This window comes from Methylotenera sp., from assembly GCF_030684185.1.
GTDB lineage: Bacteria > Pseudomonadota > Gammaproteobacteria > Burkholderiales > Methylophilaceae > Methylotenera.
This window is the reverse complement of record NZ_JAUXOY010000008.1, coordinates 1-18,606: the sequence shown is the minus strand read 5'-3', so window position 1 is coordinate 18,606 and position 18,606 is coordinate 1. Positions and strand designations below refer to the sequence as shown.

Sequence of the window (18,606 nt, the reverse complement as noted above, 5' to 3'; positions counted from 1 at the left end):
AGAAGAGTGTTAAGCGCGCAACAGTTAGAAAACTATATTACCCAACATTTAAGCTGTGAGCATATCAAAGTATTAGGTGATGATGGAACACATTTTGAAGCGGTTATTGTGAGCGCAGCTTTTATTGGTAAATCTATGGTGCAACAGCATCAGTTGGTGTACTCGGCTTTGGGCGATAGAATGCGTTCAGAAATTCATGCATTATCGATGAAAACCTACACGCCAGAACAATGGAATAATAAGTCTTAGGCTGCACAATCGGCAAATAAATTTAAGCTAAATATTAAGCAATGGAGAAGTAAATGGATGCGCAGTTGAAAATTAAAGAAACCGTCACGACCAACCCAGTTGTGCTTTACATGAAAGGCAGCCCCAAGTTTCCGCAATGCGGCTTTTCTAACTTGGCGACACAAATTTTAGATGCCTGTCATGCAAAATATGTGGCAGTAGACGTGCTGGCTGACCAAGATGTGCGTGAAGGCATTAAGGTGTATGCAAACTGGCCAACGATTCCGCAGTTATATATCAACGGTGAATTCGTTGGTGGGTCAGATATTATGCGTGCGATGTACGAAAGCGGCGAACTTCAGACTATGTTGGGCTCTATAAATCAAAGCGTAGCTAAGTAATTGGACAAGTTAATTATACAAGGCGGCAACCGCCTGCATGGTGAAGTCACCATTTCTGGCGCAAAAAACGCCGCATTACCAATTTTGTGCGCGTCAATTTTGGCTGAAACGCCCTTGAAGCTAAGTGGCATTGCCGCACTAAAAGACATTGATACCACACTTAAACTGCTCGATATGATGGGCGTGAAAATTTCGCGCAACGGCAGTGAGGTAAGTTTGGATGCAAGCGAGGTTGCTTCTTTTGAAGCAACCTATGAAATGGTTAAAACCATGCGTGCGTCCATTTTAGTATTAGGCCCGTTATTGGCGCGTTTCGGTAATGCTCGCGTATCATTGCCAGGTGGTTGTGCTATTGGTTCACGCCCCGTTGATTTGCACATCAAAGGTCTGCAAGCCATGGGCGCAGCGATACATATCACACATGGCTATATTCAGGCCAGCACCTTACACTTGCCAAATCGGCGCTTGCAGGGTGCGCGTTTCTATATGGATTTGGTAACGGTTACTGGTACCGAAAACTTGATGATGGCGGCAGCCTTGGCTGAAGGCACGACGGTGTTGGAAAATGCAGCAAAAGAACCAGAAGTGGTCGATTTAGCAGAGATGCTCATTAAAATGGGCGCAAAAATCAAGGGTGCTGGCACTGATGTCATTACGATTGTCGGTGTGGATAAACTTAATGGCACAACACATAACGTAGTATGTGATCGCATCGAAGCAGGTACCTATATGGTAGCGGCGGCGATGACTGGCGGCGAGGTCAAGTTGCTCAATGCTCGTGCAGATTTGCTTGACGCAGTCATTGAAAAGCTACGCGAAGCAGGCGCGACGGTAACGAGCGATGAAAATAGCATTACCGTAAAAAGTGACGGAAAGCTTAAAGCGGTGAATATTCGTACAGCACCACACCCAGCTTTCCCAACAGATATGCAAGCCCAGTTTATGGCGCTCAACACAGTAGCCGAAGGCGTTGCAAAAGTAACCGAAACGATTTTTGAAAACCGGTTTATGCATGTGCAGGAAATGCAGCGCATGGGCGCTGATATTAGTATTGATGGCAATACTGCATTAGTGAAAGGTGTTGAGTTCTTAGATGGAGCAACGGTCATGGCAACGGATTTACGCGCATCGGCCAGTCTTGTATTGGCTGGTTTAGTTGCTCGTGGAGAAACGGTTATTGAACGAATCTACCATCTGGACCGTGGTTATGAGCACTTGGAAGCAAAACTTAACGCACTTGGTGCAAATGTAAAAAGAGTTTAAAAAATGATTACCATTGCACTCTCAAAAGGTCGCATCTTTGAAGAAACTACGCCGTTGTTAGCTGCGGCAGGCATTAAAGCGCTTGAGGATCCCGAGTCTTCACGTAAATTGATATTAGCGACGAATCGGGATGATGTGCGTTTGATTATTGTCCGCGCCAGTGATGTGCCTACTTATGTGCAATATGGTGCTGCTGATTTAGGTATTGCAGGCAAGGATGTGTTAGACGAACATGGCGGTGAAGGCTTGTATCAGCCAATTGACCTGCAAATCGCTAAATGCAAAATGATGGTAGCCGTACGTGAAGACTTTGATTACTTCGCCTCAATTCGTAGCGGTGCGCGCTTAAAAGTAGTCACTAAATATGTCAAAACCGCACGCGAACACTTTGCCGCTAAAGGTATGCATGTGGATTTAATCAAACTGTATGGCTCAATGGAGTTAGGCCCATTGGTGGGGTTAGCTGATGTGATTGTCGATTTGGTGAGCACAGGAGGAACTTTGCGTGCTAATAACCTCAAAGCTGTGGAGGAAGTAGGCGACATTAGCTCACGATTGGTCGTGAATCAAGCTTCGCTTAAGCTCAATCGAGAAAAAATTCAGCCGATTATGGATGCTTTTTTAAGCGCCATTGCATCTAAATAAATTAATTTAATTAAATTAGGTTTAAGTATATGAGTGTGAAGATTAGATGTTTTGCTACCACCGACATAGATTTTGATGGCAAACTAAAAGCATTACTTGCTTTTGAAACTGCACAAGATGACAGCATCGATGAGGTTGTGGCAGGCATACTTAAAGATGTTAAAAAGCGCGGTGATGCTGCCGTGTTGGAATATACCAATCGATTTGATAAAACTCACGCAACTCATTTGGCAGAGCTTGAAATTAGCAAAGAAGAGCTAATAGCAGCTTTAAATGGGTTGCCCGTAGCCCAGCGAGAAGCTTTGCAAGTTGCTGCTGACCGTGTGCGCATCTATCACGAGAAGCAACTAATGTCGTCTTGGAGTTATACCGAGGCTGACGGTACCTTACTTGGCCAGCAAGTCACTTCATTAGATCGCGTAGGTTTATATGTGCCAGGCGGCAAGGCGGCTTATCCGTCATCTGTTCTAATGAATGCTATCCCAGCCAAAGTGGCTGGCGTTAAAGAGCTCATTATGGTCGTTCCTACGCCAAATGGCGAAAAGAATCAGTTGGTGCTGGCGGCAGCGGCGGTGTGTGGCGTAGACCGCGTATTTTGCATAGGCGGCGCGCAAGCGGTGGGCGCGCTGGCATATGGCACGCAAACCGTGCCGCAAGTAGATAAAGTGGTCGGGCCAGGTAATGCTTATGTAGCCGCCGCTAAACGCCGTGTGTTTGGCGTGGTCGGCATTGATATGGTGGCAGGACCATCTGAGATTTTAGTGATATGCGATGGTAAAACCAACCCGGACTGGGTGGCGATGGATTTGTTCAGCCAAGCGGAACATGACGAATTGGCACAAGCAATTTTATTAAGCCCTGATGCGGACTTTTTGGATAAAGTCAGTGCAAGCATACTGAAGTTGGTAGAAGAAATGCCACGCAAAGACATTATCAGAACGTCACTGACTGACCGTGGAGCGTTGATTCAAGTGCGTGATTTAGCTGAAGCAGCAGAAATTTGTAACTACATTGCGCCTGAACATTTGGAATTATCAATGGACGAGCCATTGGCGTTCAGTAAAACAATCAAACATGCAGGCGCCATTTTTATGGGACGCAACACCTGTGAGGCGCTTGGTGATTACTGTGCAGGACCAAACCACGTGCTGCCAACCTCTCGCACTGCGCGTTTCTCATCGCCTTTAGGGGTCTATGATTTTCAAAAACGATCAAGCTTGATTATGGTGTCGTCAGAAGGTGCGCAAACGCTAGGTAAGGTAGCCGCGACTTTAGCTTATGGTGAGGGCTTGCAAGCCCACGCCAGATCTGCTGAGTATAGGTTGAAAAGCTAATTCAACATGAGTAAATTCTGGAGTGATGTGGTTCATAGGCTTACGCCTTATGTTCCTGGTGAGCAGCCAAAACTGGATAATTTAGTTAAGTTGAATACTAATGAAAACCCTTATGGCCCTAGCCCTAAGGTGATTGAAGCGTTAAAGCTTGAAGCGGCCGAGTCGCTTCGTTTGTACCCAGATCCTAATTCAGATGCGCTTAAAGCTGCAATTGCTAAAGCGCACAACTTAAATGCAAACCAGGTATTTGTCGGAAACGGCTCGGATGAAGTATTGGCGCATGTATTTCAAGCGCTGTTAAAACATAGCAGGCCCTTGCTGTTCCCAGATATTACCTATAGTTTTTATCCGGTATATTGCGGCTTGTATGACATTGAATATCAAGCAATACCGTTAGCGGATGACTTTACAATCAATGTTGATGATTATGATCAGCCTAATGGTGGAATCATCTTCCCAAACCCCAATGCACCGACAGGTATCCCGTTGGCATTGGTGAAAATTGAAAAGTTATTGAAATCAAACACGCAATCAGTCGTGGTGATTGATGAAGCCTATGTGGATTTTGGTACAGAATCAGCGGTTGGTTTGATTAATCGCTACTCAAACCTATTGGTTACACAAACTTTATCTAAAGCTCGCTCACTAGCAGGTTTACGTGTTGGCTATGCCTTAGGGTCTCCTGAATTAATCGAAGCATTGATTCGGGTTAAAGATAGCTTTAACTCATACCCTATAGACCGTTTTGCCTCAGCTGGTGCCATTGCTGCCATGCAAGATGTCGCGTATTTCGAAGAAACGTGTAGCAAAGTGGTCGCTACACGGGAATCGCTGATTAAAGAGTTAACAAACTTAGGTTTCGATGTACTGCCATCGGGCGCTAACTTTATTTTTGCTAAGCATAAAAACAAAGATGGTGCAGAGCTTACTGCAATGCTCCGTCAGAAAAACATTATCGTCCGTCATTTTAAAGCGCCTGCACGTATAGCCCCATATTTGCGCATTACAATTGGCACGGAAAGTCAGTCAAAAGCACTTATAGAGTCACTTGCCGAGCTGCTTGTATGACGTGTATGAATCTAAAGAAATGGCTCTTTTTCATTAAATGACAGTATTTTAGTGATTAAATCGCTTAAATATGATGAAAACATCAAGAATAAGCAAAAATATTTTTTAATTTCGTATTAAGTGCGTGTTATTATCGCGAAATGTGTGTTTTCGACACAATATAAAAATTAATTTAATTCGTATTTTTAATCTAAATAAATCACATGTTGATTTATTTTTTTTGGAGGATGTAGCATGGCTCAAACCCAAATGGCTTTAGATTCACTTGATTTCGACGGTACCGTCGCCTTAGCAACCAAAGTTGCTCCGCACGTAGATATTCTGGAAATCGGTACACCGTGCATTAAGCACAATGGTATAAAATTGCTAGAAGTTTTACGCGCTAAGTTTCCTAACAACAAAATTTTAGTTGACTTAAAAACAATGGATGCTGGTTTCTATGAAGCTGAACCATTCTACAAAGCGGGTGCAGATATTTGTACAGTTCTTGGTACTGCTGATATCGGTACTATCAAAGGTGTAATTGATGTTGCTAATAAATACGGCAAAAAAGCACAAGTTGACTTGATTAACGTTGCTGATAAAAAAGCACGTACTATTGAAGTGGCTAAATTAGGTGCACACATCATTGGCGTTCATACTGGTTTAGATCAACAAGCTGCTGGTCAAACACCATTTAATGACTTAAACATGGTAGCAAGTTTAGGTTTAGGTGTTGATATTTCTGTTGCTGGCGGTGTTAAGGCTGCAACAACACAACAAGTTAAAGATGCGGGCGCTACAATCATTGTAGCTGGTGCTGCTATTTACGGTGCTGCTGATCCTGCTGCCGCTGCTGCTGAAATCACAGCAATTGCACACGGTGGTGCTGCTAGTGCTGGAGGCGCTAAAAAATTCTTACCATGGATTATTGGTGCTGTAGTTTTAGTATTGTTGTTTACTTTATTCGGTGGCAAAAAAGAAGCTGTTGAACAAACTACTGATGCAGCTGCAGAAATTTCTGCTCCTGCTGTTGAGGCAACTGAAGCGGCTGCTGCAGAAGCTGCTGCTGCCGTTGAAGCTGCTGGTGATGCAGTTTCTACAGCTGTTGAAGCTGCAAAAACAGAAGCTGCTGCAGAATAATTATTTGATTGTTTCCTAATATTGCTTGGTTAAATATTGCCGAGTAGTTTGAGAGCAAGTGATTAATTAGCGCAAGCTGATAAATTCAAAGCCTAGTAAAGATAATGTATACATCTTGCTAGGCTTTGTTCTTTTTAGAATAAGTTTAATTGTAAAGTTTTAAGATTCGGTTTTATATTTGTAATGTTGCCTGCTTAATGTGCTCAAAAATCCCAAGTGCATCGAGTTTAGGTTAAAATATTGTTCGTCAATTAATACGCACTTTCTTAAGTGAATCAATATGCGCGCTGCTGAAGTAGTAAGAAACACCCTGGAAACACAAATTTCTGTCGCCATTAATTTGGATGGCACAGGAGTCTCTCAATTTAATACAGGGTTAGGTTTTTTGGATCACATGCTTGATCAAATTGCCCGCCATGGCATGATGGATATAAGCGTCAACGCCAAAGGTGATTTACACATAGACGCCCATCATACCGTTGAAGATATTGGTATTACATTAGGCCGGGCTTTTGCTAAGGCGGTGGGAGATAAAAAAGGTATACGTCGTTATGGGCATGCTTATGTGCCGTTGGATGAAGCGCTATCTCGTGTGGTATTGGATATTTCTGGTCGTCCTGGGTTACAGTTTGGATGTGTTTTCACGCGTGCCGCTATCGGTGAGTTTGATGTCGATTTAGTGCATGAGTTTTTTCAAGGTTTTGTAAACCACGCTAATGTCACATTGCATATTGATAATCTAAAAGGTCACAACGCCCACCATCAAGCAGAAACGATTTTCAAGGCATTTGGCCGCGCCCTGCGTATGGCGGTTGAGCTGGACTCACGCATGGAAGGCATCATGCCATCTACAAAAGGAAGCTTATAAGTTGAACTTGCGGCCATATAGCTGTAACTCAATGAAGATTGTAGTATGAAAAAAATAGATATAGCAGTGGTTGATTACGGCATGGGTAACTTGCGCTCAGTGTCTAAAGCGCTAGAGCATGTGGCACCAGAAAAAAATGTGGTTGTAACAAGCAATCCAAAAGATATAGAAAATGCTGAGCGTGTGGTGTTTCCTGGTCAAGGTGCAATGCCAGATTGTATGCGTGAATTAGATGCACGCGGCCTTCGTGAATCGGTGATGCATGCGGCAGGCAATAAGCCATTTTTAGGTATTTGTATAGGCTTGCAAATGCTGTTTGAACATTCTGAAGAAGGCGATGCTGTCGGCTTGGGTTTGTTAAAGGGCAATGTGAAGCGCTTTGCGGCGGCTGAAATGCATGGCGCTAACGGTGAAAAGCTTAAAGTGCCGCACATGGGGTGGAATCAAGTGTATCAAACTTGGCATAGCTCAGCTGACTCCAGTCAACTGCAGTCGCATGCCTTATGGAAAAATATTGAAAATGGTGCACGTTTTTACTATGTGCATAGTTACTACGTACAGCCTGAAGATGAGTGCATTATTTCAGGGTATAGTGAGTACCCCAATCGCTTTACAGGGGCGATTGCCTTGGATAATTTGTTTGCTGTGCAGTTTCATCCAGAAAAAAGTGCGAATGCCGGCTTGCAAATGTTAAGTAATTTCGTAAACTGGTTACCTTGATTAAGTAAAGGTCTGAAGGTATTTACTTAGCACTATATTCAATTTTTAATCACTTAATTTTAACTTTATCAAACTCATATACCTTAAATCACTATGTTAATAATCCCAGCAATTGATCTTAAAGACGGCCACTGTGTCAGACTAAAACAAGGCTTAATGGAGGAGTCTACTGTATTTTCTGAGGATCCTGGGGCGATGGCTCGTCACTGGGTGGATAGTGGAGGCAAGCGCTTGCATTTGGTGGATTTAAATGGCGCTTTTGCAGGTAAACCTGTGAATGAGGCTGCTATTAAATCGATTGTACGCGCGGTAGGTGGTGAAATCCCTATCCAGTTGGGTGGTGGAATTCGCGACCTTGAGACGATTGAACGTTACTTAGATAACGGCATTGACTATGTGATCATTGGTACAGCAGCCGTAAAGAATCCAGGATTTTTACATGAAGCTTGCGATGCATTCCCTGGTCAGATTATCGTGGGTTTAGATGCTAAAGATGGCAAAGTAGCCGTTGATGGCTGGTCTAAACTCACGGGACATGACGTGATTGATTTAGCCAAGAAATTTGAAGGTTATGGTGTAAGCTCTATTGTTTATACTGATATTGGCCGTGATGGCATGCTAAGTGGTGTAAATATTGAGGCGACGGTTGCGTTGGCGCAGGCATTAACAATCCCGGTCATTGCTTCTGGCGGTGTTACTAATTTAGATGATGTGCGTAAACTTTGCGCAGTGGCTAGTGAAGGTATTATCGGCACCATTACAGGCCGTGCCATTTATGAGGGGGCGCTGGATTTTGCCGCGGCGCAAAAACTTGCGGATGAATTAAGTGCTCGCTAAACGTATTATTCCTTGCCTTGATGTGACTGATGGGCGTGTAGTAAAAGGCATCAATTTTCTTGAGTTGAGAGACGCTGGAGACCCGGTAGAAATCGCCAAACGTTATGATGATCAGGGCGCTGATGAACTTACCTTTTTAGATATTACGGCTAGCTCTGATAACAGAGGTTTAATTCTGCATATTATCGAACAAGTGGCTTCGCAAGTATTCATACCTTTAACGGTTGGTGGCGGGGTGCGTGAAGTTGAAGACGTGCGTCGATTATTGAATGCAGGTGCGGATAAAGTGAGTATCAACACGACCGCAGTATTAAACCCGCAGATGGTTGCTGATGCGGCTGGTCGATTTGGCTCACAATGTATCGTGGTCGCAATAGATGCCAAAAAAGTTGAGAATCAACCTTTTGAGTGGGAAGTGTTCACCCATGGCGGGCGTAAGGCCACGGGTCTGGACGCAGTAAAGTGGGCGGAGTATATGGCCAAACTAGGTGCTGGGGAATTGTTGGTAACAAGTATGGATAGAGACGGCACAAAAATAGGCTTTAATAATCCGCTAAATAAAGCCATTTCAAATGCCGTTGATGTGCCGATTATCGCATCTGGTGGCGTGGGAAATCTGCAGCATTTGGTAGATGGTGTAACGATAGGTGGTGCAGATGCAGTGCTTGCGGCCAGTATTTTTCATTATGGGGAATATACTGTTAAACAAGCTAAAGAATACATGGCACAACATGGCATAGAAGTAAGGCTATGACATTATTAAATAAGTCATGGCTAGATGAAGTAAGCTGGGATACAAACGGTTTAGTGCCGGTCATAGCGCAAGAATATGATACTGGGCGCATACTGATGTTTGCTTGGATGAATCGTGAAGCTTTGCAACTGACTTACGATAACAAGCAAGCGGTATATTGGTCACGCTCACGCAATAAATTATGGCGCAAGGGTGAAGAGTCTGGGCATGTTCAGCATGTACATGAAATTCGTCTTGATTGTGATGAAGATGTAGTGCTGATTAAAGTGGAACAGGTGGGCGGTATTGCTTGTCATACAGGCCGTCATAATTGTTTTTTTAAGAAGCTGGAAAATGGCAATTGGTTGGTAGATCAGCCTGTTATTAAAGACCCAAAAGATATTTATTAGGCCATATTACGTGTATGAATGATACTTTAAACCGATTGGCAGCATTGTTGGAGCAACGCAAAACTGCGGACCCACAGACTTCTTACGTCGCTAAGCTATATGCTAAAGGAATCGATAGCATACTTAAAAAAGTGGGCGAAGAAGCAGCAGAAACCATTATTGCCGCCAAAAATGGCGATAAAGAGCACCTGGTTTATGAAACAGCAGATTTATGGTTTCATACCCTTATAATGCTGGCGTATGCAGACCTAAAACCTCAGGATGTATTAGATGAGTTGTCTAGACGCGAGGGTTTGTCTGGGCTGGCAGAGAAAGCATCAAGGCAAGAGGGAAACGCAGAATAATGAGCTCAGACTGTATTTTTTGCAAAATTGTAAGTGGTGCTATTCCGTCAAAAAAAATCTATGAAGATGATGATGTCATTGTTTTTAATGATATCAACCCATCAGCTAAGGTGCATTTTTTGATTGTGCCGAAACTGCATGTTGAAAGCCTACTAAATTGCGATTCTCAGCATCAAGCCTTGTTGGGCAGGATGCTATTACTAGCGCCAAAAATTGCAAAAGAACAGGGCTTGGCTGGCTTTAAAACGCTTATAAATACTGGGCGTGAAGGTGGGCAAGAAGTGTTTCATCTGCACGTTCATGTACTGGGTGGTGGCGAAAAAACACCTAAGACCTAAGCTTATATTTCAGGAGATTTATCATGGGTTCATTTAGTATTTGGCATTGGTTGATAGTGTTGCTGATAGTTGTACTGGTATTTGGTACAAAAAAATTACGGAATATGGGTAGTGATGTTGGTGGAGCCGTAAAAAACTTCAAAGATGCAATGAGTGAAGAAAAAAACATGGCTGATGCCGATGAGCTCAATACCGTCAAAAATGAGACCACTTCAAATTTGATTGAAGCAGAAGTAACTGAAGTACCAGCAGTAAAAACTACCCCCATAAAAAAAGTGGCAGTAGCTAAGCCAGCTGCTAAAAAAGCGACCACGGGCAAAGCCGCAGCAAAACCAAAGGCCGCAACCGCGAAGACCGCAACAGCAAGTAAAGCAAAATAAATATTATTTTAAGATTATTCTTGCTTAAACTTTAGCCTTCATGTTTGATATCTCTTTTTCAGAGTTAATTGTCATTGCTGTCATTGCATTGATAGTGATAGGCCCCGAAAAATTGCCTAAAGTAGCCCGTACGCTGGGTGCGCTCGCTGGCCGAATGCAAAAATATGTAGCGCAAGTCAAAGAAGAAGTGAATCGTGAAGTGCGCTTTCAGGAATTACAGCAGCTTCAGCAAGAAATTCAAAATGTGGCTAGCAATACACAAGCAGATTTTCATCGTAAAACAGATAAATTGGAGCAAGAGTTGCTTGATTTTGATGTGAAGCCAGGCAACGTAGCAAGTGCCAAAACCAGTAACAACGAAATTTCTGACAAAGTATAGTTGCGCCCAGTGACACCTACCGAAAACTTCATTTCACATTTAATAGAGTTACGCGACCGACTATTACGCATGGTGATAGGTTTTGTCGTCGTTTTCATCGCGTTTTTCCCATTTGCTAACAAGATATATGCCTTACTTGCGGCGCCATTGCTTAGTAAGCTACCTGCTGGCGGTCAAATGATTGCAACGGCCGTGACGACACCTTTTTTTGTGCCGATGAAAGTGGCGATGATGGCTGCATTCATCGTTTCTTTACCACACACAATGTACCAGTTATGGGCATTTATAGCGCCCGGGCTTTATGCACATGAAAAAAAATTCATGATACCTATGATTGTTGCGAGTAGTTCATTATTCCTTGCAGGTATGGCATTTGCATACTTTTTGGTGTTTCCTGTGGTGTTTGGTTTTATTGTGGGGACCGCGCCAGCAGGCGTGGCAGTGATGACCGATATTGGTAATTATCTAGATTTTGTGCTGACGCTATTTTTTGCTTTTGGCTTAGCATTTCAAGTGCCAATAGCGGTGGTGATGGGAGTACGTTTTGGTTGGGTCACCATTGCTCAGTTAAAAGAAGTGCGCGGTTATGTTGTTGTGGGGGCGTTCGTTATAGGAGCAATATTTACCCCACCTGATATCATTTCCCAGTTTATGTTAGCGGTGCCAATCTGGTTGTTATATGAACTGGGCATCATTGTTGCAACGTTTACCAAGCCGTCAAAGACACCGACAATTCTGCCTCCGGCACTTTAGCTATATATATTTCATTTTTTTATCTCTGCTGGCTTTGGTCGTTTCCCAATAATCACTACTACATCCATGGTTGCTTCAGCCCGTGCAATTTGCAGGGTGGCTCTTTGACTAGGAGCTAGTGCAGCAATTAAATTTAACATGGTACCCGTGTCAGATATCAGTTTGCCTTCTATAGATAATAAAATATCGCCAGGACGTAGTCCTGCCTTATCTGCTGGGCTACCGCGTAAGACTCCAGCAATTAAGGCGCCTTGTGCAGTTTTAAGTCTAAATGACTCCGCGAGTTCAGGCGTAATATCTTGTGCTTCAATACCTATCCAGCCCCTAGTAACATTACCTTGCGAGACTATTTGATCCATGACTTGACGCGCCAGTGTTGCGGGAATGGCAAAGCCAATCCCCATGGAGCCACCGCTGCGCGAGTATATTGCACTGTTAATCCCCACTAAATTCCCATCGGTATCAATCAGCGCGCCACCTGAATTGCCAGGGTTGATTGATGCATCTGTTTGAATGAAGTTTTCAAAGGTATTGATGCCTAAATGATTGCGACCAAGCGCACTGATAATGCCTTGCGTCACGGTTTGACCAACACCGAATGGATTGCCAATCGCTAATACCACATCGCCTACATTGAGCTTATCTGAGCTGGCAAACGTAATGGCGGGCAAATGATCCGCCTCAATTTTAATTAGCGCTAAATCGGTATCAGGATCTGTTCCTACAACCTTTGCAGACATTTTACGGCCATCCGATAGTGCGATTTCAATCTCATCAGCCGAAGCTATGACATGATTGTTAGTCAGAATTAAACCTTGGGCGCTGACGATTACGCCTGACCCCAAGCTGTTTTCAGGTTGGGGTTGACCGTCGGAGTCATCAAATTGATCGCCAAAGAACTGCCGGAATGTTGGATCATCTAGATACTTTTGATGCGGGTTTTCGGGGGCTATTTTACTGGTGAAAATGTTCACCACAGCAGGCATAGCTTTTTTTACGGCTTGGCTGTATGAGGCCACTTCTTTGATGTTTAGTCCAGAGTATTCTTGTTTAACAGCAACAGCGTATGGCTTTTTAGCAAGTATGTTTTCCAGCATGTCTGGGAAAAAAATTCGCAAAACAAAAACTACGGCCAGGCACACCGTGACGGTTTGCGCAAAAATGAGCCATAGCTTTTTGTGTAATTGATTATTCATTAGTATGCTTGTCAGATAAGTGATTGAAAAGTACAGATAATTATAAATATGGGTGTTAAGGTGTAGCGGTAAGTTCGTGTTTATTGAGTATTATGCGGTCGCAATGTAATATCAGGCTATTCTAGCTAAAAAACAATAAGGCAATGTTAAAAAGGTCGTAAAAAATGGTAAAACTCAATGAGTTAGTTCATTATACCCAACAACTCATGCAAGTTGAGTCCTTCAAAGATTATTGTCCAAATGGCTTGCAAGTACAAGGTAAGGCGGAGATACACAAAATTGTAACTGGCGTGACCGCAAGCATGGCGCTCCTGGAGGCTGCGAAGCAAGCTGATGCAGACTTGATTTTAGTTCATCATGGATATTTTTGGCGTAACGAAGATGCCAGAGTCGTTGGCATTAAACGTAATCGACTAGCGTTTTTGCTAAAGAATGATTTAAATTTGATGGCCTATCATTTGCCATTAGATGCGCACCCTGAATTTGGTAATAATATACAGTTAGCACGAATTCTAGGAATTACGCTTACGGGGTTCACTGGCGAATCAAATATTATTGCTTATGGCACTTTAACTGAACCTACTAGTCTATCTGACTTTGCTGCAAAGATAGAGGCTGCTCTTCAGCGTAGCCCATTAGTTATTGGTGATCCATTACAAATTGTGCGTAAAGTAGCTTGGTGTACAGGCGCAGCTCAAGGTTACATGGATACTGCGATTGAACTTGGTGTGGATGTGTTTATCAGTGGTGAAATATCAGAGCAGACCACGCATCAATCGGTAGAGTCTGGCGTATCATACATTTCTGCGGGACATCACGTAACAGAACGCTATGGCGTGCAAGCATTGGGTGAGCATTTGGCAAAAAAATTCAATTTGGTATGTGAATTTATTGATATAAATAACCCAGTTTAATCATTTTAAAAATTTGGTTTAGTTCTTTTATATCAATCAGTTATAAAATAAAGCTTTAAATTATATTCTGAAAATTGTATAATGCGCGCAGTTGAAATTAGTAGTATATTTTTTTAGAGCATTAAATTTGAAGTTTAACCTCAAAAGGGTGAAGCTTATTCTAATTAGTTTAAGAGGAATCTATGTCAGACAACCATAATGACAAGCATCAAGCTAGTTCACTATCCAATCATGCGCCAAATACATCGCGCATCGCATCGCAAAATTCTATTGATGCTGAAAAGCGAAAATTTTTAATTGCCACATCCGCTGTGGGTGCGGTAGGTTGTGCAACAGCCGCAGTGCCATTTGTATTAAGCATGACGCCGAGTGAGCGTGCAAAAGCTGCTGGTGCGCCAGTAGAAGTGGATGTCAGTAAAATTGCCCCTGGTGATATGATGGTTTCAGAGTATCGTGGGCAGCCTCTTTGGGTTATCCATCGTACCGATGAGCAAATTGCTAAGCTTGCCAACCATGATGCGCAGTTGGCTGACCCAAATTTAGAAATTCCTCAGCAGCCTGACTATTGCAAAAATAAAGACCGAGCTATTAAAGCGAAATACGCGGTGATGTTGGGTACTTGTACGCATTTGGGTTGTTCGCCAGCTCAAAACTTTGCGGTCACTGCGGATTGGGATGGAGGTTTTGTTTGCGCGTGTCACGGCTCTAAATTTGATTTATCTGGGCGCGTATATAAAGGCTCGCCGGCACCCACTAATTTGGTTGTACCTAAGCACCAATATTTAACCGAAACAACCCTGTTAATTGGTGAAGACAAGGAGTCTGCATAATGAGTTTTTTGACTAAAAAAGCAGATGCGCTTTTGGGTTGGGTGGATGCACGCTTTCCGCTTACTAGTAATGTTAAGGCGCATCTTACGGAATATTATGCACCTAAGAATTTTAACTTCTGGTACTTTTTCGGCTCATTGGCGCTCTTGGTGCTGGTGTTGCAAATTGTCACGGGCATCTTTTTAACCATGCACTACAAGCCAGAGGCGGCGATGGCGTTCGCCTCTGTTGAATACATTATGCGTGACGTGCCTTGGGGCTGGCTCATTCGCTACATGCACTCTACAGGCGCTTCACTATTTTTTGTGGTGATTTATCTGCATATGTTCCGTGGTTTGCTTTACGGCTCATACCGTAATCCGCGCGAGCTTATTTGGTTATTTGGCGTAGGTATTTTCTTGGCTTTGATGGGCGAGGCGTTCTTTGGCTACTTATTGCCTTGGGGTCAAATGTCTTACTGGGGTGCGCAAGTGATTACCAGCTTATTCGGTACCGTGCCGTTTATCGGCCCAGATATTGCTGAATGGCTGCGTGGTGATTATTTAACTTCAGATGCAACGCTCAATCGTTTTTTTGCATTCCATGTCATTGCATTGCCTTTGGTGATTATTGGTTTGGTTGCAGCGCACATTATTGCCTTGCATGAGGTGGGTTCTAACAATCCGGATGGCGTTGAAATCAAAAAGGTGAAAGATAAAACTACAGGCATTCCTTTAGATGGCATTCCATTCCACCCTTACTACTCTGTTAAAGACTTAGTGGGTGTTGTGGTGTTTTTAATCGTATTCGCTGCGATTATTTTCTTTGCACCTGAAATGGGCGGCTACTTTTTGGAAGCCAATAATTTTGTTCCTGCTGATCCGTTAGTCACGCCAGCGCACATTGCACCTACTTGGTATTTCACACCGTATTACTCAATATTGCGAGCTGTGCCGCCGATTGGTATTTCACAATTTCCAGGTGTGGCGGCGATGGGATTGTCTGTTATTGCGTTTGCATTTTTACCGTGGTTAGACCGTAGCCCTGTAAAATCCATTCGCTACAAAGGTAATCTGTACAAAGGCTGGTTAACGGCATTTGTGGTGAGCTTTTTGGTGCTGGGTTATTTAGGCACAGTGCCTGCCGATGTATGGGGGCAGTTTGGTGCCTGGATGGGTAAAGCGGATATTGCCACAGTTGTTGCGCGTATTTTCAGTGCCATCTATTTCTTGTTCTTTATTTTAATGCCTTGGTACAGCAAAAAAGATAAAACCAAGCCCGTGCCAACTAGAGTGACAGGATAATGATCATGCACATAAAAACTCAAATGAAAAAAGCCGTGTTCGCATTGTTGTTGTTGCCTACATTAAGTTTTGCTAGTACTGAGGTGCATTTAGATAAAGCACCGATTGATGTATCTAATCACGCATCATTACAACGCGGCGCACGCACATTTATCAATAATTGCTTAAACTGCCATAGCGCAAATTACATGCGTTATAACCGTTTGCAAGATATTGGTTTGACAGAAAAGCAAATAAAAGAAAATCTGCTTTTTACCGCTGAAAAAGTGGGCGACCCAATGACTGCGACGATTAACAAAAATGATGCAAAAAAATGGTTTGGCGTTGCACCGCCAGATTTGTCAGTTGAAGTGCGCGCGCGTGGCGCTGACTGGGTGTATACCTATATGCGTAGTTTTTATCGAGACGATACACGCCCGTCAGGCTGGAATAACCTTGTGTTTGATAAAGTGGCAATGCCGCATGTTTTGTATGAACTGCAAGGCGAGCAAGCATTAGATCATCAAACACACAAGTTAACGCTAGTCAAGCCAGGCAAAATGTCAACGGACGAATATGATGCTATGGTTGGCGATTTAACCAATTTTATGGCTTACATGTCTGAGCCTGCAAAACAACAGCGCAATCGTATGGGCTGGTTTGTATTACTGTTTTTAGGAGTGTTGTTGGTACTTACTTACAAGCTCAAGAAAGCCTATTGGAAGGATATACACTAATATGATGACTTTATACTCAGGGACAACTGATCCTTATAGCCACCGTTGCCGGATTGTTTTATTTGAAAAAGGTATGGATTTTCAGGTGATAGATGTTGACCTTGCAAATAAGCCAGAAGATTTGGCGGTAATTAACCCATACAACCAAGTGCCAGTTTTGGTGGAGCGTGATTTGGTTTTATCGGAAGCAAACATTATCAATGAATATATTGATGAGCGTTTTCCTCATCCACAATTGATGCCGCCTGATCCAGTTATGCGCGCCAGGGCTAGATTGTTCTTATATAACTTTGAAAAAGAGCTATTTGATCATATTAAAGATATTGAGTCTGGTGATGATGAAAAAGCAGATAAAGCACGCATTACAATTCGTGATAATTTAACGCAATTAGTGCCTATTTTCTCTAAACAAAATTACTTGCTTGGTGATGATTACTCAATGCTGGATGTTGCAGTAACGCCTCTATTGTGGCGTTTAGGTCACTATGGGATAGACTTGCAAAATCAAGCTGCCCCGATATTAAAGTATGCTGAGCGACTATTCTCAAGGCCGTTATACGCTGATGCGATGACGCCTTCAGAAAAAGCAATGCGCAAGTAAATATTGAAGTGCAGTTAAAAGTATTTTATGGCGGAACTCTCTTCTACTAAGCCCTATCTTTTGCGAGCCATTCACGAATGGTGCGTTGATAGTGGTTATACACCGCATTTGTTAGTCGCGGTAGATAGCCACACTCGCGTGCCTATGGCTTACGTTAAAAATGGTGAAATTGTGTTGAATATAAACTACACGGCCACCAAAGAATTGCTGATAGATAATGAAGCCATTAGTTTTTCAGCAAGGTTTGGTGGTGTTTCGCAAAATCTATATGTGCCTATGCACGCAGTAAAGGGCATATTCGCACGTGAAAATGGTCAAGGAATGTTTTTTGAAATAGAGGAGCCTTCACTTGCTTCCGCAGGTAAAAATGACGGTTTAACAGGACAGGATGTAACTTCAGAAGATAAAACTTCAACAAAAAGCAAAAAACCTACATTAACTATCGTAAAGTAGCTTACCTTTTTTCAAAATATCAGTATAATACGCAACTCAAATAAACGCCGGATTAGCTCAGTTGGTAGAGCAGCGCACTTGTAATGCGAAGGTCGTCAGTTCGATTCCGACATCCGGCACCAAATTCTTAAACATTTGCCCTTTTATACATTTGACAGCAAGTCAAATTTTCAGCATAATCGCGGGTTCGGTTTGGAGGGGTGGCCGAGTGGTTAAAGGCGACGGACTGTAAATCCGTTCTCTCAGAGTACGAAGGTTCGAATCCTTCCCCCTCCACCAAGTTTTTATTGAACCGTAAATTGCAGTAGAGATGTAGTAGCTGGAATAGTTTGAGCCTGTTGGCGCTGGTTTAGATGGATGCGCGGGTGTAGCTCAGTTGGTAGAGCTTCAGTTTTCCAAACTGAATGTCGCGAGTTCGAGTCTCGTCGCCCGCTCCAAGACTGAATACGCAGAATTAAGCGCCCATGTGGCTCAGTGGTAGAGCACTCCCTTGGTAAGGGAGAGGTCGCGGGTCCGATTCCCGCCATGGGCACCAAGAGTAGATGTTTTATGTAGCGCCGCTCTAATTTGAGTTGGTTTTTAAATTTGAACAAGTTTTATTAATTTTAATAAAACTTATAGTTAATAAAATATTGTAAAGGACTGAAGCAATGGCAAAAGGTAAATTTGAGCGGACCAAGCCGCACGTCAACGTAGGTACGATTGGCCACGTGGACCATGGTAAAACAACACTAACAGCAGCGATTACTACAATCTTGTCAAAAAAATTCGGCGGCGAAGCAAAAGCCTA

The 18,606-nt window shown here is 43.1% G+C and carries 24 protein-coding genes, 4 tRNA genes and 1 pseudogene; 28 read left to right on the top strand and 1 reads right to left on the bottom strand.

The genetic code is table 11. The annotated features are described in order from the left end of the window. Nucleotides 1-6 precede the first annotated feature (6 nt). The 17 genes and pseudogenes from Q8J82_RS01065 to tatC all read left to right on the top strand — a co-directional run bounded on the left by Q8J82_RS01065 (nt 7) and on the right by tatC (nt 11,823). Nucleotides 7-249, top strand: a complete 243-nt coding sequence (locus tag Q8J82_RS01065) for a BolA family protein (RefSeq protein WP_305327602.1) — start codon at nt 7-9, stop codon at nt 247-249. A gap of 53 nt (nt 250-302) precedes the next feature. Continuing rightward, nucleotides 303-629 (top strand): Grx4 family monothiol glutaredoxin, encoded by a 327-nt coding sequence (gene grxD, locus Q8J82_RS01060; protein ID WP_305327601.1) that lies wholly within the window; start codon nt 303-305, stop codon nt 627-629. Then, nucleotides 630-1,892: a UDP-N-acetylglucosamine 1-carboxyvinyltransferase gene (murA, locus tag Q8J82_RS01055; protein ID WP_304892004.1), complete on the top strand. Its 1,263-nt coding sequence runs from the start codon at nt 630-632 to the stop codon at nt 1,890-1,892. A 3-nt stretch (nt 1,893-1,895) separates the two neighbouring features. Then, the gene (gene hisG / locus Q8J82_RS01050; RefSeq protein WP_305327600.1) at nt 1,896-2,537 is read left to right on the top strand and encodes an ATP phosphoribosyltransferase; all 642 of its coding nucleotides are present in this window, start codon (nt 1,896-1,898) and stop codon (nt 2,535-2,537) included. 35 nt (nt 2,538-2,572) lie between these two features. Then, nucleotides 2,573-3,871: a histidinol dehydrogenase gene (hisD, locus tag Q8J82_RS01045; protein WP_305327632.1), complete on the top strand. Its 1,299-nt coding sequence runs from the start codon at nt 2,573-2,575 to the stop codon at nt 3,869-3,871. A 6-nt stretch (nt 3,872-3,877) separates the two neighbouring features. After that, nucleotides 3,878-4,939: a histidinol-phosphate transaminase gene (gene hisC, locus Q8J82_RS01040; RefSeq protein ID WP_304892002.1), complete on the top strand. Its 1,062-nt coding sequence runs from the start codon at nt 3,878-3,880 to the stop codon at nt 4,937-4,939. A 234-nt stretch (nt 4,940-5,173) separates the two neighbouring features. Next, nucleotides 5,174-6,061 carry a 3-hexulose-6-phosphate synthase gene (gene hxlA, locus Q8J82_RS01035; RefSeq protein ID WP_304892001.1) on the top strand — a complete coding sequence of 296 codons (888 nt, stop codon included), beginning with the start codon at nt 5,174-5,176 and terminating at the stop codon, nt 6,059-6,061. A gap of 280 nt (nt 6,062-6,341) precedes the next feature. Continuing rightward, nucleotides 6,342-6,929 carry an imidazoleglycerol-phosphate dehydratase HisB gene (gene hisB, locus Q8J82_RS01030; RefSeq protein WP_304892000.1) on the top strand — a complete coding sequence of 196 codons (588 nt, stop codon included), beginning with the start codon at nt 6,342-6,344 and terminating at the stop codon, nt 6,927-6,929. Between the two features lie 45 nt (nt 6,930-6,974). Continuing rightward, entirely contained in the window at nt 6,975-7,649 is a 675-nt protein-coding gene (gene hisH, locus Q8J82_RS01025; RefSeq protein ID WP_304891999.1) for an imidazole glycerol phosphate synthase subunit HisH, read from the top strand. Between the two features lie 93 nt (nt 7,650-7,742). Continuing rightward, entirely contained in the window at nt 7,743-8,486 is a 744-nt protein-coding gene (hisA, locus tag Q8J82_RS01020) for a 1-(5-phosphoribosyl)-5-[(5-phosphoribosylamino)methylideneamino]imidazole-4-carboxamide isomerase (RefSeq protein WP_304891998.1), read from the top strand. After that, a complete protein-coding gene (hisF, locus tag Q8J82_RS01015) occupies nt 8,476-9,240 on the top strand; it encodes an imidazole glycerol phosphate synthase subunit HisF (protein ID WP_304891997.1) in 765 nt (254 codons plus the stop codon). The genes hisA and hisF overlap by 11 nt, the downstream gene beginning before the upstream one ends. Beyond that, a complete protein-coding gene (gene hisI, locus Q8J82_RS01010) occupies nt 9,237-9,629 on the top strand; it encodes a phosphoribosyl-AMP cyclohydrolase (protein WP_304891996.1) in 393 nt (130 codons plus the stop codon). Before hisF ends, hisI begins: the two co-directional genes overlap by 4 nt. A 14-nt stretch (nt 9,630-9,643) precedes the next feature. Further along, nucleotides 9,644-9,973 carry a phosphoribosyl-ATP diphosphatase gene (locus Q8J82_RS01005; protein WP_304891995.1) on the top strand — a complete coding sequence of 110 codons (330 nt, stop codon included), beginning with the start codon at nt 9,644-9,646 and terminating at the stop codon, nt 9,971-9,973. Continuing rightward, nucleotides 9,973-10,311 carry a histidine triad nucleotide-binding protein gene (locus Q8J82_RS01000; protein WP_304891994.1) on the top strand — a complete coding sequence of 113 codons (339 nt, stop codon included), beginning with the start codon at nt 9,973-9,975 and terminating at the stop codon, nt 10,309-10,311. The genes Q8J82_RS01005 and Q8J82_RS01000 overlap by 1 nt, the downstream gene beginning before the upstream one ends. A gap of 23 nt (nt 10,312-10,334) precedes the next feature. After that, nucleotides 10,335-10,550: pseudogene (tatA, locus tag Q8J82_RS13265) on the top strand (Sec-independent protein translocase subunit TatA); the annotation flags it as partial. A gap of 181 nt (nt 10,551-10,731) precedes the next feature. Next, nucleotides 10,732-11,070 (top strand): Sec-independent protein translocase protein TatB, encoded by a 339-nt coding sequence (tatB, locus tag Q8J82_RS00990; RefSeq protein WP_304891992.1) that lies wholly within the window; start codon nt 10,732-10,734, stop codon nt 11,068-11,070. Between the two features lie 9 nt (nt 11,071-11,079). Beyond that, on the top strand, nt 11,080-11,823 hold the full coding sequence (gene tatC / locus Q8J82_RS00985) for a twin-arginine translocase subunit TatC (RefSeq protein ID WP_305327599.1): 744 nt from the start codon (nt 11,080-11,082) through the stop codon (nt 11,821-11,823). 11 nt (nt 11,824-11,834) lie between these two features. Here the strand turns inward: tatC and Q8J82_RS00980 are convergent, their stop codons facing one another. Then, nucleotides 11,835-13,019, bottom strand: a complete 1,185-nt coding sequence (locus tag Q8J82_RS00980; protein ID WP_305327598.1) for a Do family serine endopeptidase — start codon at nt 13,017-13,019, stop codon at nt 11,835-11,837. A gap of 164 nt (nt 13,020-13,183) precedes the next feature. On the opposite strand from Q8J82_RS00980, the gene Q8J82_RS00975 reads away from it, so the two are divergent. The 11 genes from Q8J82_RS00975 to Q8J82_RS00925 all read left to right on the top strand — a co-directional run. Beyond that, nucleotides 13,184-13,933, top strand: coding sequence for a Nif3-like dinuclear metal center hexameric protein (locus Q8J82_RS00975; RefSeq protein WP_305327597.1), 750 nt, complete (start codon nt 13,184-13,186; stop codon nt 13,931-13,933). Nucleotides 13,934-14,115: 182 nt separating this feature from the next. Beyond that, nucleotides 14,116-14,763, top strand: coding sequence for a ubiquinol-cytochrome c reductase iron-sulfur subunit (gene petA / locus Q8J82_RS00970; RefSeq protein WP_304891988.1), 648 nt, complete (start codon nt 14,116-14,118; stop codon nt 14,761-14,763). After that, nucleotides 14,763-16,046, top strand: a complete 1,284-nt coding sequence (locus Q8J82_RS00965) for a cytochrome bc complex cytochrome b subunit (protein ID WP_304908606.1) — start codon at nt 14,763-14,765, stop codon at nt 16,044-16,046. Before petA ends, Q8J82_RS00965 begins: the two co-directional genes overlap by 1 nt. A 5-nt stretch (nt 16,047-16,051) precedes the next feature. Next, complete coding sequence (locus tag Q8J82_RS00960; RefSeq protein WP_370653553.1) at nt 16,052-16,762, top strand: cytochrome c1; 711 nt, start codon at nt 16,052-16,054, stop codon at nt 16,760-16,762. Nucleotide 16,763: 1 nt separating this feature from the next. Beyond that, nucleotides 16,764-17,363 (top strand): glutathione S-transferase N-terminal domain-containing protein, encoded by a 600-nt coding sequence (locus Q8J82_RS00955; RefSeq protein WP_304891051.1) that lies wholly within the window; start codon nt 16,764-16,766, stop codon nt 17,361-17,363. Nucleotides 17,364-17,390: 27 nt separating this feature from the next. After that, the gene (locus Q8J82_RS00950) at nt 17,391-17,816 is read left to right on the top strand and encodes a ClpXP protease specificity-enhancing factor (RefSeq protein WP_304891050.1); all 426 of its coding nucleotides are present in this window, start codon (nt 17,391-17,393) and stop codon (nt 17,814-17,816) included. A gap of 46 nt (nt 17,817-17,862) precedes the next feature. Beyond that, nucleotides 17,863-17,938 (top strand) — tRNA-Thr (locus tag Q8J82_RS00945). A 72-nt stretch (nt 17,939-18,010) separates the two neighbouring features. Continuing rightward, nucleotides 18,011-18,095, top strand: a tRNA-Tyr gene (locus Q8J82_RS00940). 82 nt (nt 18,096-18,177) lie between these two features. Beyond that, nucleotides 18,178-18,253: transfer RNA gene (locus Q8J82_RS00935), tRNA-Gly, on the top strand. A 23-nt stretch (nt 18,254-18,276) separates the two neighbouring features. After that, a tRNA-Thr gene (locus Q8J82_RS00930) sits at nt 18,277-18,351 on the top strand. 115 nt (nt 18,352-18,466) lie between these two features. Beyond that, on the top strand, nt 18,467-18,606 hold a 140-nt coding region (locus tag Q8J82_RS00925; RefSeq protein ID WP_304908554.1), incomplete at its 3' end, for a GTP-binding protein.